Origin of the sequence: Microbacterium sp. Leaf179 (genome assembly GCF_001423785.1) — a bacterium.
Classification (GTDB): Bacteria; Actinomycetota; Actinomycetes; order Actinomycetales; family Microbacteriaceae; genus Microbacterium.
In genome coordinates, this window is the sequence record NZ_LMPH01000002.1 from 335,952 (window position 1) to 351,868 (window position 15,917).

Below are 15,917 nucleotides of genomic sequence, written 5' to 3' on the forward strand. Positions count from 1 at the left end.
CATGAGCAACGAGCAGGACGTCCCCCACGTGAACACCCCGCACGGCGTAGGCACGCGGCTTCAGTGGCCGGCCAGCGGCAAGAACTTCCGGCTCCAGACCTTCGCCGGTGACATTGTCGGCACCGTGGGCGTCACCCCAGTGTTGTTCGAGACGGGCGAGGTTCGCTTCTATTCCGAAAGCACGCTGACGACTGTCATTACGCGGTCAGGGTCGCTGAAGTAATTCACCCCTCGCCAGTCTGGTCCCACCACTTCGAGTCGCCGGCGTGGGCGTAGACGAGGTTCATGGAAGCCAACGCGTCTTCCTTCCGCGCGTAGTTCTCGCTGTGGCAGATGGTTTGCCCGTTGGCTGCGGAGTTCAGCGTCCAGTGGTAAGGCTGCGCCGCCGACGACTTCCATAGATTGAACTTCAAGACGTTCTCGGCCACGGCCGACCCCCTTTGGTCTAGAAGTGCCGAGTCTGGCAACGAGCGCTGAGATCGCGCAACTATTTCTTCGAGTACGCCCCAATGGCGACAGCGGGCGCAGTTGCTTATTCGGCGTACCCGGGCCGAGTTATAACTCCGCCCTCACGCTCCGAGTTACGCAGCGTGTGCGCGGCCCGCGGGGCTCTCGTCATCCGGTCGCTCCACTAAATGGGCGACGTGCGAGACATAGCCGCGATACCCGATACGTCTGTCCAGATGTGCGACCTGGACGACTCGCTCCGATCCAAGCCTTCCAGGTTGTCCAGCCACATCGCATCGACTCGGCGACGACTGTATTTCCGCGCTTCTCTCGGCGTCTGTCCAAGTCGTCCAAGCCGTCCAAGTCGTCTGTCCAGATGCGCCCCCCTATAAGGGGCGCAGGAACCTGGACGGGAAACGGACGTAGCACTCTCAGCTAGTGGCTGAAAGCCTGATCAGAGGCATATTCGAATTGACATGGCCCAGCGCAAGGCATAGCCTTAATCCCGTCAGCACTTCACCTCGAAGAGCGCCCCCGAAGGGCACACCGAGAAGGAGAGTGAAGTGGCTGACACCACCCCGGCCGGCATCATCGCCACCCGACGAGACGACATCGTCGCGGCGATTGCCCGGCAAGCCCCGCCCTTGAGCGGGGCGGCGCGTGCCCGTATCGCCTCCCTCCTCAAGCCTCAGGCGTCGCAATGAGTGCGCGGCCGTTCGATTTCGCGGCGGCTGGTCGCCGGGGTGCCGAGCGTCGCTGGGCCGCGCATCGTGCGCAGCGTCTCGCCGCCGGTCTCCCCGCCACCACCCGTGAGGCGCAGGGCCGCAAGCCCGACCGCTTCGATGATCCCGAAGTCGAGCGCTTCTGGATGCAACGTGCTGAGGCGTGCGGGCTGTTCGACGAGCGCGACACGAGCACGCAGCGCCGCCGCAAGGCCCATCGCTTCGCCGCCGCTGAGACGGACGCCTACCTCTCAGCTTTCGCGACCGCATCGGGCGCTGCCGCCGCGCCAAGCGACCGCGACGTCATGCTCGCCTACCACGAGCGCGAGATCGAACGCCTGACCGAGGCCCGTCGAATCGCTCTCCGCAACGCAGAGACGCACTTGCGGGTGCGGGGCGACCACGAGAAGGCGCTGGCCGACCTCATCGAAGCGGGCGCCGAGTGAACGTCAACGGCATCGAGATCGTAGAGATGAGCCGCGAGACGGCGTTCTGGAAGCTCGAAGCACTCGCTGCTCAGGTCGTCGGTGCCCCCGGCGAGACGAAGCGCATCGCCCGGCAGGTCGGTAGGGCGATCCCAGGCCGCTTCATCACAGTCGACGCCGCTGCCGACATGCTCGTCGACCTGGAGCCAAGCGTCGACCGCAAAAAAGCCGCTCGCGCGATTAAGGAGGGTCGACGCGAGGCGTACACGGTTCTCGTCGACCCCGATGAGCTCGGCAGACGCTACGAGTGGGAGGAGGCGCTACGCAAGGGTCGCCTACAGCGCGAAGTGCGCAAGGCGTTGGACGAGGAAGAGGCGGCCGACCGGCCGATGCTCGCCGACTCGGTGCTCGACTTCGCTGAGCTCATGGATCGACCGCCGCTCACCCCCCTGGTCGAAGGCGTGCTGAATCTCGACACAGTGGCGCTCCTGTATGCCCCTCCCGCGACCTACAAGACATTCCTGGCCCTCTGGCTCGCCGCGTGCGTCGCCACGGGCCACACGTGGGCCGGCAGGCCCGTCGAGCGAGGCTCAGTGCTCTACGTCGCGGCCGAGGGCGTGGCGGGCATTCAGAAGCGCGTCGCCGCCCTGTCCTGGCATCTCAACGGCGCGAAGCCGATCCATGACCTCTTCGTCTACCCGGCGCCAATCAACCTCACGAGCGACAGCGACGTCGACGAGCTCGTCGCTTTCGCCACGGTGCGCGGCTTCCGCTTCATCGTCTTCGACACCCTCGTGAAGGTCGCCGGCGGCGCCGAAGAAAATGACAACACTGCGATGACCCGCGTGACGAACGCCGCGGAGCGCGTGAAGCGGGCGACGACCGGGTCGACGGTTCTTTTCATCCACCATGCCGGTAAGAACGGCGACATGCGCGGCGCGAGCGCCCTCCTCGGCAACGTCGATACCGTGCTGAAACTCGACGGCGAGGCCGGCGCGCTGACCCTCACCGCCGTGAAGCAAAAGGACGCCGAGGGCGGCGAGATCCTGCGCCTGCGCACGAAGGCGATTCCGGAGCACGACACGCTCGTGCTGGAACCGGTCGCCCCAGGTGAGGCCCAGCCGAGCGGAGTTCAGGCCGCGCGGGTCGAGGAGTCGCTCGCCCACTTCGCACGCGCCTTCAGCGAGACCGGTGCGACGCGCACGCAATTCGTCGACGCCCTTGTCGAGTGGGGCGTAGGCGGCCGCTCGACGGTCTACAGCTACGTCAACGAGCTCGTGAAGACCGGTCGCCTCCTCGTCACGGGCACCGCCTCCCGCACGCGGCTTACCCTCCCCGCCGAACGCACCACCTTCGACCTGTAACGCCCATCTCAACCGAGGAGAAACCACCCGCCATGAGCAAAGACTTCGAGACCAAGACCATCAGCTGGAGCGGACACGACGGCTGGACGCAGACCGGCATCGTCCTGAACACGGGAGTTCCAGCCATCGACAAGGCGACCGCCGGCCTGCTGGACAAGCTTGCAAAGTTCCAGGAGGCGTCGCGAGAGCAGCGTGCAGCGCGCAGCGCCCTCGACGGCGCGAAGGACGCCGCACGCCGGGCCGCAACGCTCGCAGGCCTGGAGGGCAAGAAGCCCGACAAGAAGAAGCTGAAGGCAGCCAAGCTCGAGGCGGCCGATCGCCTCGAGGATGCCGAGCTCGATTTCATCGCGCTCGAGACCACCCTCCGAAAGACTCGCGTGCGGTACCTGGAGGTTCTCGCCGACCACGCGCCCGCGCTCGCGACTCAGGCGCGCAACGTCGCCGACGCCGCCATCCTCGAGCTCGCATCTGCTCTCGGCATCGCTCGGCGCGGCGAAGCAAAGGTGACGGCCGCCCTCGGCATCCTGGGGGCTCTTCCGACGGTGCTCGGTGGCGACGGTTTCAAGCCCTGGCACGCGCGGATCAAGAAGACTCCCGCCGACGACTTCAACGACTCGGGCAACCCCGGCATTCACGCCTCTCAGGCGGTGGATGAGCTTACCCAGGCAGTCGGGTACGCGAAGCGCATCCTCGACGAGCTCGCGGCCGTGGAGAAGGAGCGCGCCAAGGCCGCCAAGCTCGAGACCGAGGCCGACGCAGCGCCCGACCTCGACGACGATGACGACGATGACGACATCTGACCCCGGCGACATCGATCGCGACTTCGGCGCTCCCGACGACCGGACGTGGACCCTCGCAGAGCTTCACGACGAGATCACGCGGCAGACGGTCGACTCGCTGGCCGTCGCCACTCCGAGCGAGGCACCGCCCCTTTTGGCCGCGCTTCTCGACGTCGCCCGGCTGCGTGCGGGTCAAGAAGCGGACCCCGCCGCCGGTACCGCGGCGGCGTCCTAGTCCACTCACAACAAGAATCGCCCGCCCCTGACGTTGGACGCGGCAAGGGGCGGGCGGGAAAGCACAGGAATGCTTCACACCGACAGTACCGAACCGACGCTCCTCGACGAGGTGCGAGCCCGCAGCGCGGCCATATCGGCCCTCGAGACCGCCATCGATCGCCTTCTCAACCTCCGAACGAAGGGCTTCACCGCATGAGCGGCCACGACACCACTACCGGCGACCATGGCGCGACGCCGCTCGACGTCGTGAGGGCGCATATCCGCACTCTCCTCGCCGTCGACCGCCCACTCACGGGGAGCGAAGCGGCGGAGTGGGACGCGCTGGCATCCGCCTACCGCGACCTCCGACGGGCAGAGCGGTCGCAACCGACGCCCCCGCGCCCCTATCGCGGCACCGACCCCTATCGATACCCGGCGTTCGCGTGCGCGCAATGCGGAACAGAGCTCGGCGCCCGAGCGCAACACGGCATCCTCGCCCGCGGACGCATCCTCTGCGGTCCCTGCCTCGCCCGCGACGACTCCGCCGTGCTGACGCTCGCGACCGACCGCGCCGCCGCCGTCACCTGGCTCGATCAACACGGCCTCATCCACCACGAACCCACCAACCCCACGAAGAAGGAGTGACCCGACATGGCAACGAGAGAAGAAAGACGTCTCCGCGAGCGCGAGGCGCAGATCGGCGCCGAGATCGAGCGGCGCAAAAGCCCCAGCCAGCGGCAGGCCGACGTCGCAACCGGAGGCAACCGCAACAGCGACGGCGGCGACCCCTCGGCCGAGGGCACACGCCGCTCGAGCTCCGAGCGGCAGGCCAGGACCGCGCTGGGGCACGAGTCATGAGCGTCGTCGCCCTGGCCTCCGTCACTGTGGCTCTGGTCGCCTGCGACGGCAAGGCCAGGGCGACGGCATGACGAGCGCTATGCACGCCTGCAAGGTCGACCGGTCACCGGATACCGGCTCGCTCGTCGCCTGCACATGCGGACTCGCTCTCGGCCCGTTCACGAACCACGGCACGGCGCTCGCTGTCGCCCGTGAACACCGACGTCTCGTGCGGCCCTCGGCGCCAATCGGCCAGAGATGACTCCGTCCACCAGGGGCGGAGGGACGAGCGGCCCGTCTTCCATCGCGGAGGGCGGGCCGCTTCTTCATGCGCGGACCTTGAGCGCGCGACGCATTCTGAGGATGAAGCGCCCCTCGGCGGCGTCCGCGGCTTCGCCGTCACCGCGGTCGACAGCGGTCGCGAAGTCCCCGAGATCTTCCATCACGCGCTGAGGCCCCAGGATGAGGAGCGGCGTGAACGCCTCGTCCATCGAGTCGCGTAACGCTTCGTGTTGAGCCTTCGCCTCGGCGGCTCTCCGAAGTTGACGGTCGCGGTCGGCGGCATCCTGGGGCGGGGGCATGGCTTTAAGGGCCGTCACGACGCGACCGAGGTCGCGGTATCGCTCGGCGGCGAGGCGCGCGGTCTGGAACGCTTCGTAGCGTCGCTCACGTATCCAGCGACGATGCTCGCGCGCCGCCTGAATCCACGCCCCAATAAACCCCGCGATCACTGTCAACGCCGCTCCACCAAAGATGGACAGGAGCGCAAGGGTCGTGGGGTTGGCCGTCGCGAGGCCTGTGGTTTGACTCGCAATTGAGGCAGGGTCGACGGCCGGGGACAGCATCTCGTGACCGTACCGTATCCGAGGCACCCGTTCCCAAGCGCGGCGCCGCAAGGCCTTTCACACCAGCGGACGGGCCTCTCTGACCGTTTGGGCCGTCAGAATCTTTCCAGGCCCTCGTAGTCTTCCTCGTCGTAGTGGATGAAGTCGAGCTGCCGCTTTGGGGCGACGAGCGTCCAGCCGAGCGCGGCGAGGTCGCGACGCAAGCGACGTTCGCCCAAATGGAGCGGGGCATCGCCCTCGCCAGGCTCAAATCGGAAGTTGACGACAAAACCGTCAAGAGAGATGAGCGGGTACACGGTATCCACCGGATACAACTCGGCGTCTGGTTCGCCCAGCGTTGTAGTGCGCATGACGAGCTTGTCACCCCTCTTAGGAACAATCGACGCCCCTTCTACGGTCGTGGCGGCGAGAATCGAGAGCTTCCCAGCCTCGTGGCGGACAAACTGCATGAGCATCGTGAACATGCCGACACGCTATGCGGCTACCGGTCCAATAGTCGAGGGGCAGCCCGTCAGGCGCGATGCTTCTCGACGTCGAGGCGGGCGAGCATCGCGTCGAGCTCGGCCGAGACGGCGTCCTTCGTCGTGACCTCGGCCTCCACCCGCTGAGGAGCGTCCGTGCCGAAGATCTTCGCTTCGCGCTCCTGGTATCGGAGGAGGCGCATCTCGGCTTCCGCGGAGGCTTTCACGTCGCCGGCCGCCCGTGCCGTCCGAATGTCCGCGACGGCGAGGCGAACGAGTTCATCTATCTCGCCCTCCTGTCGTGCCCGCCGCTCGTCGACGCTCGTCTTCAAGGTGGAGCGGATGCGGGTGAAGTAGTCCGCGGCGCGGATGCGGAGAGTAGAGGCGGGGATCGGGTACCCGAGACCGCCTTGCGCCGGTGCGCACTCCGCAAGGCGGCTCATCTGCGCAAAGCTCAGCCGGGCGACCTTGTTGTCATAGGCCCATTGCTCCTCGATCGCGATCTTCGCGGCGATCATTTCATGCGGGGTCCGTTCGCTCACCGTGTTACCTCCATATGTGCCTGATCTACTCAACAGTCGCCATGGTCGCGATGGCGTATTCGGCGGTCGCGGCTCCTCTCTCATCGAGGAAGAGGGCACCCGCGCGCCCCGAGGTCAGCGCGGGGACGCACGTCTCGTGACGAGCGTCGGCGGCGGTGGGAAGGAAGGGAATGGTCATGGCGACTCCTTTTCGGTGAGAGACCCGGGCGAAGAGGCATCTCCGCCCATCGGATCGAGGGGAGGTGAGCGGGTGGGGGCGAGAGTGACCCCTCGCTAGGGGAACCCGCTGGAACGCAGCAGGCCGAGCATCATCGGCACGACGGCGAGCAGGAGGAACGCGGGCAGGGTGCAGGCGCCGAGCGGCACGAGAAGGTGCGTCGACAGGCGCGCGGCCGCCGCGCGCCCCTCGGTGCGGGCGCGATGACGTGCCATCCACGCGTCGCCGCGCAGCAGCTCGCTCGCCGGCACACCGGCGCGCACGGCAAGATCGAGGGTCGCCTCGATGGCCTGGTCCCCCGAGGCCTCGGAGAGCGGCGGCTCGACGCGGCCGGCTGCGGTGGCGAGCTGACGCGCCCGATCGACCGAGATCCCCGCCGAGAGGGCGACCGCCCACAGCTCGGCGTTCAGACCCGGCACACCTCGGGGTGGCCTCGCTCGGCGCACGAGATGGCGGGCCCAGAGGCGTGAGGCCACGACGAGGAGCGCGCCCCCGACGAGACAGGCCGTGCCGAGCGGATCGGTCACCAGGATGCCGACTGTATCGAAGCCCAGGGCGAGCCCCAGCGGAACCCCCAGAACCGGGAGCCACGCGAGCAGCCGCGCGGTCGCCGCGGGTTCGGCGAGTGCCACGCGCACGTCGGCCGAGATCTCGGCGGCGTCCCGCAGGGCTCCCCCGATCGTGCGCAGCGTATCGGCCAACGGCGCACCGGCATCGACGGCGACCGCATAGACCGCGGCGACATCGCTCCAGGTCTCACCCGCCGAGCGCAGGACCTCGGCGACATCGTCGCCGCGCGCCGCCGCCCGTGCCGCGCCCACCGCCGTCGCATCCCCCTGCTCGGCGACGACGGCCCACGCGCGCGCCGGGGTCAGCCCCGCGCCCAGCAGCACGGCGAGACGCATCGTGGTCTCGAGGGCGTCGGCGCGACCGATCGCGGCGCGCCCCGCTTTCACCACGGCTCCGCATCGATGCGCAGACGCCCGTCGCTCAGTACCGGGCGCCCCCATCCCGTGACCCGGCGGCGTCCGTCACGACGTTCGACGTGCACCACGGCACCGATGGCGCTCGCGGCCTGCCGGCCGGTGGTGGTGGCATCCATTCCCGCCAGCGACCCCAGAGCCTCCAGTCGCGTCGCCACGTCGCGCAGGCTGCTCGCATGCAGCGTGCCGGCGCCTCCGTCGTGGCCGGTGTTGAGCGCCATGAGCAGGTCGCGTACCTCTTCGCCGCGGCACTCCCCCAGAACGAGGCGGTCGGGTCGCATGCGCAGCGCCTCGCGTACGAGACGGGCCACGGTGAGAGCCCCGGCGCCCTCGAGGTTCGCCTGGCGGGCCTCGAGCGCGACGTGATGGGGGTGATCCGGCCGGAGCTCGGCCACCTCTTCGACGGTGATGAGACGTTCCCCGGCGGGGACTCGCCCCAGCAGGGCGGCGAGCAACGTCGTCTTGCCGGCCCCGGTGGCGCCGCTGATGAGGATGTTCCACCGCCGATCGACCATGTCTTCCAGACGCGCGCGCTGCGTCGCGGTGAACATGCCCCCGCGTTCGAGCCCGACGAGATCGGGGGCGTCCCACCGCGGCACCCGCACAGAGATGCTCGTTCCGCCCACGGCGACCGGTGCGAGCACGGCATGTACGCGGACCCCGCGTTCGAGCCGCACGTCGACGCAGGGCGACGCGTCGTCGAGGTGGCGACCGCCGAGCGCGATGAGACGCACCGCGAGCCGACGGACCTCGAGCTCGCTCGCGCGCCATGACGCCACGCATTCGATGCCGCGCCCTCGATCGATGAAGAGTCCCCGGTCTCCGTTGACGAAGAGATCGGTCACCGACCCGTCGTCGAGGAACGGCCGCAGGAACGCCAACGCCGGATCGTCCCAGACGGGGGGCGCTTCAGCGGGATCGGGCCGGTGCAGGGGAATGACGGAAGACACGACGACGAACGTAGGGGGGACGCCCCCGCGCGCGTCGAGCGAAAACAGCGATCGGTGGATGCTCCGACGCATCGACACCGTGGGGAGGAACGGTCGTTCTCGCCGCGTCAGCGGGTGTGCGCCCCGGCGAGGGATGGCCCCTCGGGGCCGGCATCGCAGGCCACCGGCCGCGGAAAGAGGAGGGGGCGGCATCCCTACAGTGGGGGGCGAGGGATGCCGCCAGGCGCCGGAGGAAAATTGGGGGGCTCCCCCCGACGCGAGTGCCGAAACGATGTTCCGGCATGACTAGGTTACGCGTGGGAGAACGGCCTGGCCAACTCTCAGACCCATTCACCCCGATATATCACCTGTTTTGATCGCGAGCCGATGCCAACTATCGGAGGTGGCCGGTGTCGGAGGGGGTCGATAGCGTGACCCGGGTGATGACGTCGCGCACCGACGCGGCGTCGCGTGAACGCGAAGGAGCGCCGCGATGAGCAGCCAGATCGACCATCTCCTCAACGAGACCCGCCGGTTCGCCCCGGCGGCGTCGTTCGCAGCGCAAGCCGTCGCGGATCGTAGCCTGTTCGAGCGCGCCGCCGCGGATCGCGAGGGCTTCTGGGCGGACCAGGCTCGCGAGCTGCACTGGCACACTCCCTTCACCCGCGTGCTCGACTGGTCGAACCCGCCGTTCGCCGAGTGGTTCGGCGACGGCGAGCTGAATGTGGCCTACAACTGCCTCGACCGCCACGTCGAGGCCGGGCACGGCGACCGCATCGCTCTGCGCTGGGAGGGCGAGCCCGGCGACCAGCGCAACGTCAGCTACGCCGAGCTCACCGACGAGGTCAAACGCCTCGCCAACGTCCTCGCCGAGCTCGGCGTGGAGCAGGGCGACCGCGTCGCGCTGTATCTGCCGATGATCCCCGAGGCGATCGCGTCGATGCTCGCCGTCGCCCGCATCGGTGCGGTGCACTCCGTCGTCTTCGGCGGATTCTCGGCCGACAGCCTGCGCGCCCGCATCGACGATGCCGGGGCGAAGGTCGTCATCACCGCCGACGGCGGGTGGCGCAAGGGCAAGGTGTCGCCCCTGAAGCCCGCGGTCGATCAGGCTCTCGCCGACCGCAACGGATCCGGCATCCAAGAGACCGTCGAACACGTGATCGTCGTGAAGCGCGGCGCGAACGAGGTCGATTGGACCGACGACCGCGACCTCTGGTGGCACGATGTCGTGCCGTCGGCATCGGCCGAGCACGAGGCGCAGGCATTCCCGGCAGAGACGCCCCTGTTCATCCTCTACACGTCGGGGACGACCGGTAAGCCGAAGGGCATCCTGCACACCTCCGGCGGGTATCTGACGCAGGCGGCCTTCACGAACCGCGTCGTGCACGACGTGCACCCCGAGACCGACGTGTACTGGTGCACCGCCGACATCGGGTGGATCACCGGCCACACGTACGTCACCTACGGTCCGCTCGCCAACGGCGCCACCCAGCTGCTGTACGAGGGCACCCCCGACACTCCGCACCCGGGCCGCTGGTGGGAGCTCATCGAGAAGCACGGTGTGAGCGTGTTCTACACCGCTCCGACCGCGATCCGTTCGTTCATGAAGATCGGGCGCGACGTCCCGCAGAAGTTCGACCTGTCGTCGATCCGGCTGCTCGGCTCGGTGGGCGAGCCCATCAACCCCGAGGCGTGGATCTGGTACCGCGACATCATCGGCGCCGGCGAGGCTCCGATCGTCGACACCTGGTGGCAGACCGAGACGGGCGCGATCATGATCTCGGCCCTGCCCGGCGTCACCGAGACCAAGCCCGGATCGGCCCAGGTGCCGATCCCCGGCATCTCGATCGCGGTCGTCGACGAGCAGGGCGAGAAGGTGGGCAACGGCGGCGGCGGTCTGCTCGTGGTCACCGAGCCGTGGCCGAGCATGCTGCGCGGCATCTGGGGCGACCCCGACCGCTACCGCAAGACCTACTGGGACAAGTTCGCCGACAAGGGGTACTACTTCGCGGGCGATGGCGCTCGGCTCGACGATGACGGCGACGTCTGGCTGCTCGGGCGCGTCGACGACGTCATGAACGTCTCGGGCCACCGCCTGTCGACCGCCGAGATCGAGTCGGCCCTGGTCGGCCACGAGGGCGTCGCCGAGGCGGCGGTGGTCGGTGCGTCCGACGAGACGACCGGGCAGGCGGTGGTGGCGTTCGTCATCATCAAGAGCCGCTTCCTCAAGCAGAACCCGGTGGAGGGCCTCGGAGACGAGCTGCGCAGGTGGGTGGGCGAGCAGATCGGTCCGATCGCGCGTCCCCGCGACGTGTACATCGTGGGCGAGCTGCCGAAGACGCGCTCGGGCAAGATCATGCGCCGGCTGCTCCGCGACGTCGCCGAGGGGCGCGAGGTGGGCGACACCACGACGCTCGCCGACACCGCCGTCATGAGCGTGATCAGCGCCCAGGTGAAGTGATCACCGGTCGTGGATGCCGTGTTCGACGGCGTCCACGACCGACGGTCTCACTCCGTGCGGGCGCGTGGCGCCATCGCAGAGACCATCGTTCGCGACGCCATCCCCGTCGCGGACGAGAAACGACGAAGGGGACGCGCGGTACGACCGCACGTCCCCTTCGTCTCGCCGGGCACCCGGCATCCGGAATCGATCCTCACACGACGGTGAAGACCACCTCGACCTCGACCGGGCTGTCGAGCGGCAGCACGGGAACGCCCACGGCGGAGCGGGCGTGCGCGCCGGCCTCGCCGAACACCTCGCCCAAGAACTCGCTCGCCCCGTTGATGACTCCCGGCTGACCGGTGAACTCGGGAACGGATGCCACGAACCCGGTGAGCTTGAGCACACCGGTGAGATTGTCGACACCGCCGGCCACGGCGGCGGCCGCGGCGATCGCGTTCAACGCGCACTGGCGGGCGAAGGAACGAGCGTCGGCGGGGCTCACCAGTCCGGCGGACTCCCCCACCTTGCCGGTCGCCGGCAACGATCCCTGCACCATCGGCAACTGGCCCGAGGTGTAGACGAGGTCGCCGTGCCGTTTGGCCGGAATGTAGGACGCCACGGGCGGGACGACGGCGGGCACCTCGACGCCCAGCTCCGCCAGGCGCTGCGAGACGCTCACTGCTGGCCCTCGAACTGGCGGGCCGCCTGTTCGGCCGCGCCGAGACCGGCGTTGGCCGTCCCGCCGCCCGTGGGCCGCTTGAGGTAGGCGACGAGCCCACCCTCGGGACCGGGCACGACCTGCACGAGCTCCCAGCCCTGCTTGCCCCAGTTGTTGAGGATCGCGGCGGTGTTGTGGATCAACAGCGGCGTGGTGACGTACTCCCACGTGATCATTCGGGCTCCCGGCGGTGACTCGGCGCGCGCAGACTCGTGCGCGCGGGATGAACGCGTACGCGTGCGGGCGCACGCCTTCGAGGCATCGCCCAGCAACGTCGCTTAGCATCAACCCTATGCCCGAGAACAAACGTACGGCTAGCGGTGCCCTCGGCGGCATCGTCGGCCTCGTCGGCCTGAGCGCGGTCGCCGGACTCCTGGTCACCGCCGCCGTGACGCCGGCCATCGCCGTGTCCGGCGCCGCCGCCTCCAGCGCCATCACCATCTTCGACAAGATGCCGAGCTACCTGCAGCCCGACGAGCTCATGGAGCCGACGACGCTCATGGCCGGCGACCGGGTGCTGGCGAAGTTCTACGACCAGAACCGCTCCCCCGTCACGTTCGACCAGGTCAACCCGGTGATGTACGACGCGATCCTGTCGTCGGAAGACCCGCGGTACTACCAGCACGGCGGCGTCGACCTCATCGGCACCACCCGCGCGCTGCTGAGCAATGCCTCGGGCGGCGAGACGCAGGGTGGCTCGTCGATCAGCCAGCAGTACGTCAAGAACGTGCTCGTGCAGCGCTGCGAGCTCGAGGCCCGCGCCGTCGAGCCCACCGACAGCGACCCCGGCATGACGCGCGATGAGGCACTTCAGAAGTGCGCGCTCGAGGCCGTGCAGTCCGAGGGCACCGAGGGCTACCAGCGCAAGCTGCAGGAGATGCGCTACGCCATCCAGCTCGAGAAGGAGTACACGAAGGATCAGATCCTTCTGGGCTACCTGAACATCGCGAACTTCGGTGGCACCACGTACGGCATCGACGCCGCCGCGCGGTACTACTTCAACACCCCGGCGTCGCAGCTGAGCGTCAGCCAGTCGGCGATCCTCGCGGGCATGGTGCAGAACCCCAACCGCTTCCGCATCGACCGCGCCGAGGGGTCGATCTTCGACAACGACGGAACGGCCTACAACAAGCAGCCCGACGGCTCGATCGACGACGTCGATCAGGGCACGATCCAGGCGCTGTACACGCTGCGCGACAACGGCGAGATCACGCAGGAGCAGTTGCTCAACGCCGCCGACGGCTACAGCGAGACCAAGGGCCGACAGCTCTACGTGCTCAGCCGCATGGAGGTCGACGGCAAGATCACGCACGAGCAGTACGTGGCGGCCGCCCTCGAGCCGATCAGCCCGGTGATCACGCCCACCAGCCAGGGCTGCGCCTCGTCGGCCGCTCCGTACTTCTGCCAGTACGTCGTCTCGACGATCCTGAGCGACCCGGCCTTCGGCACCGACACCGACGAGCGCGTCCGCGCGCTGCGTCAGGACGGCCTCACGATCCAGACGACGCTCGACTGGCGGGTTCAGGATGCCGCGCAGAACGCGATGAACGCCTACGCGCCGCAGAGCTTCGACGGCATGAAGTTCGGTTCGACGGTCGTGAACACGGAGTCGAAGACCGGTCGCATCCTCGCGATCGCGCAGAACACGAAGTTCACGCAGGACCCGGGTCAGGCCGAGGCCGATCCGTCGTTCAACTCGGTCGTGTTCGCCGGTGACAGCACGAACGGCGGCTCGATCGGCTTCAGCGCGGGGTCGACGTTCAAGCTCTTCACGCTCGTGGACTGGCTCGAGAAGGGCCACTCGCTCAACGAGACGCTGAACGGCCGCATGGGTCCGGTGCCGAACATGACGAACTCCTGCACCGGCAACTACGTCAACATGAACAACGACCGCATCAACAACTTCGCCAACAACGGCGGCTACGTGGGAACCCCCATGATGTTCACGCGCGACTCGCTGAACACCGGCTACCTGCAGATGGCCGCTCAGCTGGATCTCTGCGACATCGCCAAGACCGCGAAGAAGCTGGGCGTCACCCGGGGCGACGGCACCGACATCACGATGCAGTACGCCAACAACGTCATCGGAAACGACAACGTCTCGCCCATCGCCATGGCCGGCGCGTATGCGACCGTGGCGAACGGCGGCACGCTCTGCCAGCCCAAGGTCATCGACAAGATCACCGACAACAAGGGCGCCGACCGCGCGATCCCCGAGCGCACGTGCTCGCCCGCGCTGACCCCCGAGATCGCGGCGACCGCGGCCTACGCCCTGCAGGGCGTCATGGCCGGCGGCGGCACCGGCTCGCAGGGCAACCCGCGCGACGGCACCCCGGTGCTCGGCAAGACGGGTACCCACGAGGGATGGCAGACCTGGATGATCGAGTCGTCGACCAACACGACGACCGCGGCTTGGGTCGGCAACTACGAGGGCAGCGAAGACCTGTTCCGCAAGTACTGGGGCGGGCGCGCACTGTCCGACATCCGCTACCCGCTCGCCGCCGACGTCCAGCGCTCGTCCGACGACTTCTACGGCGGCGACCGGTTCCCCGACCCCGCCTCCAACCTGCTGCGCACCATCCAGCGCGACCTCCCGAACGTCGTCGGTCAGAGCATCGACAGCGCCCGGTCCACCCTCGAAGGCGCCGGTTTCCGCGTCTCGATCGGCGACCCGGTCGACTCCGAGTTCGGCGGCGACCGCGTGGCCGCGATGAACCCCGGCGCGGGTTCGGCGGCCGCAGGTTCGGTCATCACGCTCAGCCCCGGCAACGGGCAGGGCGGCACCGTTCCCGATGTGTCCGGGCAGCCGGTCAGCTCCGCGCGTGCGGCGATGCTGTCGGCCGGGTTCGGAACCGTATCGATCGGGTCCTGTCAGCGGGACGGCAATGCGCCCGCAGAGGGACGCGTCGCCTCGACGAGCCCCTCCGGTGGTACCTCGGCGAACAAGAGCACGCCCATCACGCTGGCCATCGTCGCCAAGGACTGCCCGTGACGCGCCCCCTCGCGACGGCCGCCCTCGCACCCCTCGGGGTCGCGGGGGCGGCCGCTGTCGGGGCAGCGGTGTGGGGAGTGGGCATCGAGCGGTATCTCTTCACCGTGCGCTATCACGCCGTCCGCGTGCTGCCGCCGGGTGCGGAGCCCCTCCGGGTGCTTCATGTGTCCGACGCGCACATGGCTCCCTGGCAGCACCGCAAGCAGGAGTGGATGTCGAGGCTCGTCGAGCTGGCCCCCGACCTCGTCGTCAACACCGGCGACAACATGGGCCATCGCGACGGTCTCGTCGGGGTGCGCACCGCCTTCTCGTCGCTCCGCGGCGTTCCGGGTCTGGTCGTCCACGGATCCAACGACTTCCAGGAGCCCGCGCCCCGCAACCCGCTGCGGTACTTCCTCGGCCCCTCGGGTCACCTTCCCGCGCACAAGCACCTCGACATCGACGCGCTCGATCGCTTCTTCGCCGTGGATCTGGGGTGGAGCATCCTCGACGACACGGCCGTCTCGCTCGAGGTGAAGGGCACGCGCATCACGGCGTTCGGCGTGAACGACGCCCACCGCAACTGGGATCGCCCCGAGCTCATCCCGCCCGTGCTCGACACCTTGGATGCCGCCGACCTCCGGATCGGCGTGATGCACGCGCCCTACCGGCGAACGCTCGACACGTTCACGGGTCTCGGCGCCGACGTCCTGCTCGCGGGCCACACGCACGGTGGCCAGGTGCGCGTGCCGTTCAGCCGCAAGGCGCTCGTCTCCAACTGCGACCTGCCGCTCGACCAGGCGCGCGGTCTGAGCGAGTGGACGTACGACGGGCGCACGGTGCCCCTCAACGTCAGCGCCGGCCTGGGGCACTCGATCTACGCCCCGGTGCGTTTCGCGTGCCGGCCCGAGGCGACACTGCTCACGCTGCTCCCCCGCTGACCCGTTCTCCCCATCCTCGAAAGGGGCCGTTCCTTCCACGGAACGGCCCCTTTCGCCGTCCGGGGCATCCCTTCAGC

21 protein-coding genes are annotated in these 15,917 nt (G+C 68.7%); 12 read left to right on the forward strand and 9 right to left on the reverse strand.

The features are described from left to right. The first annotated feature begins 1 nt into the window (after position 1). Positions 2-223, forward strand: coding sequence for a hypothetical protein (locus ASF96_RS09090; RefSeq protein WP_055938303.1), 222 nt, complete (start codon positions 2-4; stop codon positions 221-223). 1 nt (position 224) lies between these two features. Here the strand turns inward: ASF96_RS09090 and ASF96_RS09095 are convergent, their stop codons facing one another. Beyond that, complete coding sequence (locus ASF96_RS09095; RefSeq protein ID WP_055938306.1) at positions 225-428, reverse strand: DUF1508 domain-containing protein; 204 nt, start codon at positions 426-428, stop codon at positions 225-227. Between the two features lie 582 nt (positions 429-1,010). On the opposite strand from ASF96_RS09095, the gene ASF96_RS16905 reads away from it, so the two are divergent. The 8 genes from ASF96_RS16905 (at position 1,011) to ASF96_RS09125 (ending at position 4,811) form a co-directional block, all read left to right on the forward strand. Then, a complete protein-coding gene (locus tag ASF96_RS16905) occupies positions 1,011-1,151 on the forward strand; it encodes a hypothetical protein (RefSeq protein WP_156458787.1) in 141 nt (46 codons plus the stop codon). Continuing rightward, positions 1,148-1,615, forward strand: a complete 468-nt coding sequence (locus tag ASF96_RS09100; protein ID WP_055938309.1) for a hypothetical protein — start codon at positions 1,148-1,150, stop codon at positions 1,613-1,615. Before ASF96_RS16905 ends, ASF96_RS09100 begins: the two co-directional genes overlap by 4 nt. Next, the gene (locus tag ASF96_RS09105) at positions 1,612-2,958 is read left to right on the forward strand and encodes an AAA family ATPase (RefSeq protein ID WP_055938312.1); all 1,347 of its coding nucleotides are present in this window, start codon (positions 1,612-1,614) and stop codon (positions 2,956-2,958) included. The genes ASF96_RS09100 and ASF96_RS09105 overlap by 4 nt, the downstream gene beginning before the upstream one ends. A gap of 32 nt (positions 2,959-2,990) precedes the next feature. After that, on the forward strand, positions 2,991-3,758 hold the full coding sequence (locus ASF96_RS09110; protein WP_055938315.1) for a hypothetical protein: 768 nt from the start codon (positions 2,991-2,993) through the stop codon (positions 3,756-3,758). Continuing rightward, positions 3,745-3,972: a hypothetical protein gene (locus tag ASF96_RS09115; protein WP_055938319.1), complete on the forward strand. Its 228-nt coding sequence runs from the start codon at positions 3,745-3,747 to the stop codon at positions 3,970-3,972. The genes ASF96_RS09110 and ASF96_RS09115 overlap by 14 nt, the downstream gene beginning before the upstream one ends. A 69-nt stretch (positions 3,973-4,041) precedes the next feature. Further along, positions 4,042-4,170: a hypothetical protein gene (locus ASF96_RS17535; RefSeq protein ID WP_268768487.1), complete on the forward strand. Its 129-nt coding sequence runs from the start codon at positions 4,042-4,044 to the stop codon at positions 4,168-4,170. Then, positions 4,167-4,598 (forward strand): hypothetical protein, encoded by a 432-nt coding sequence (locus tag ASF96_RS09120; RefSeq protein WP_055938323.1) that lies wholly within the window; start codon positions 4,167-4,169, stop codon positions 4,596-4,598. Before ASF96_RS17535 ends, ASF96_RS09120 begins: the two co-directional genes overlap by 4 nt. Before the next feature lie 6 nt (positions 4,599-4,604). After that, positions 4,605-4,811: a hypothetical protein gene (locus ASF96_RS09125; RefSeq protein WP_055938326.1), complete on the forward strand. Its 207-nt coding sequence runs from the start codon at positions 4,605-4,607 to the stop codon at positions 4,809-4,811. 305 nt (positions 4,812-5,116) lie between these two features. Here ASF96_RS09125 and ASF96_RS09130 read toward each other — a convergent pair whose 3' ends face one another. The 6 genes from ASF96_RS09130 to ASF96_RS09150 form a co-directional block, all read right to left on the reverse strand. Further along, the gene (locus ASF96_RS09130; protein WP_055938329.1) at positions 5,117-5,635 is read right to left on the reverse strand and encodes a hypothetical protein; all 519 of its coding nucleotides are present in this window, start codon (positions 5,633-5,635) and stop codon (positions 5,117-5,119) included. A gap of 95 nt (positions 5,636-5,730) precedes the next feature. After that, the gene (locus tag ASF96_RS09135) at positions 5,731-6,099 is read right to left on the reverse strand and encodes a hypothetical protein (RefSeq protein WP_055938333.1); all 369 of its coding nucleotides are present in this window, start codon (positions 6,097-6,099) and stop codon (positions 5,731-5,733) included. Positions 6,100-6,146: 47 nt separating this feature from the next. Further along, positions 6,147-6,638 carry a hypothetical protein gene (locus tag ASF96_RS09140; protein ID WP_156458788.1) on the reverse strand — a complete coding sequence of 164 codons (492 nt, stop codon included), beginning with the start codon at positions 6,636-6,638 and terminating at the stop codon, positions 6,147-6,149. Positions 6,639-6,663: 25 nt separating this feature from the next. After that, on the reverse strand, positions 6,664-6,816 hold the full coding sequence (locus ASF96_RS17390; RefSeq protein ID WP_235560565.1) for a hypothetical protein: 153 nt from the start codon (positions 6,814-6,816) through the stop codon (positions 6,664-6,666). Between the two features lie 95 nt (positions 6,817-6,911). Then, positions 6,912-7,811, reverse strand: a complete 900-nt coding sequence (locus tag ASF96_RS09145; RefSeq protein ID WP_235560566.1) for a type II secretion system F family protein — start codon at positions 7,809-7,811, stop codon at positions 6,912-6,914. After that, positions 7,808-8,788 (reverse strand): TadA family conjugal transfer-associated ATPase, encoded by a 981-nt coding sequence (locus ASF96_RS09150; RefSeq protein ID WP_441004776.1) that lies wholly within the window; start codon positions 8,786-8,788, stop codon positions 7,808-7,810. The genes ASF96_RS09145 and ASF96_RS09150 overlap by 4 nt, the downstream gene beginning before the upstream one ends. A gap of 472 nt (positions 8,789-9,260) precedes the next feature. Here ASF96_RS09150 and acs point away from each other — a divergent pair, with 472 nt between their 5' ends. Next, on the forward strand, positions 9,261-11,228 hold the full coding sequence (acs, locus tag ASF96_RS09155; protein ID WP_055938337.1) for an acetate--CoA ligase: 1,968 nt from the start codon (positions 9,261-9,263) through the stop codon (positions 11,226-11,228). A 193-nt stretch (positions 11,229-11,421) separates the two neighbouring features. On the opposite strand, the gene ASF96_RS09165 is transcribed toward acs, so the two are convergent. Next, positions 11,422-11,889 carry a RidA family protein gene (locus ASF96_RS09165; RefSeq protein ID WP_055938344.1) on the reverse strand — a complete coding sequence of 156 codons (468 nt, stop codon included), beginning with the start codon at positions 11,887-11,889 and terminating at the stop codon, positions 11,422-11,424. Next, positions 11,886-12,104, reverse strand: coding sequence for a DUF4177 domain-containing protein (locus ASF96_RS09170; RefSeq protein WP_055838421.1), 219 nt, complete (start codon positions 12,102-12,104; stop codon positions 11,886-11,888). Before ASF96_RS09170 ends, ASF96_RS09165 begins: the two co-directional genes overlap by 4 nt. Before the next feature lie 116 nt (positions 12,105-12,220). Between ASF96_RS09170 and ASF96_RS09175 the strand changes: the two genes are divergently transcribed. Together ASF96_RS09175 and ASF96_RS09180 are read left to right on the forward strand one after the other, a co-directional pair. After that, positions 12,221-14,920, forward strand: a complete 2,700-nt coding sequence (locus ASF96_RS09175; RefSeq protein ID WP_055838423.1) for a transglycosylase domain-containing protein — start codon at positions 12,221-12,223, stop codon at positions 14,918-14,920. Then, a complete protein-coding gene (locus ASF96_RS09180; RefSeq protein ID WP_055838427.1) occupies positions 14,917-15,840 on the forward strand; it encodes a metallophosphoesterase in 924 nt (307 codons plus the stop codon). The genes ASF96_RS09175 and ASF96_RS09180 overlap by 4 nt, the downstream gene beginning before the upstream one ends. Positions 15,841-15,917: the final 77 nt, after the last annotated feature.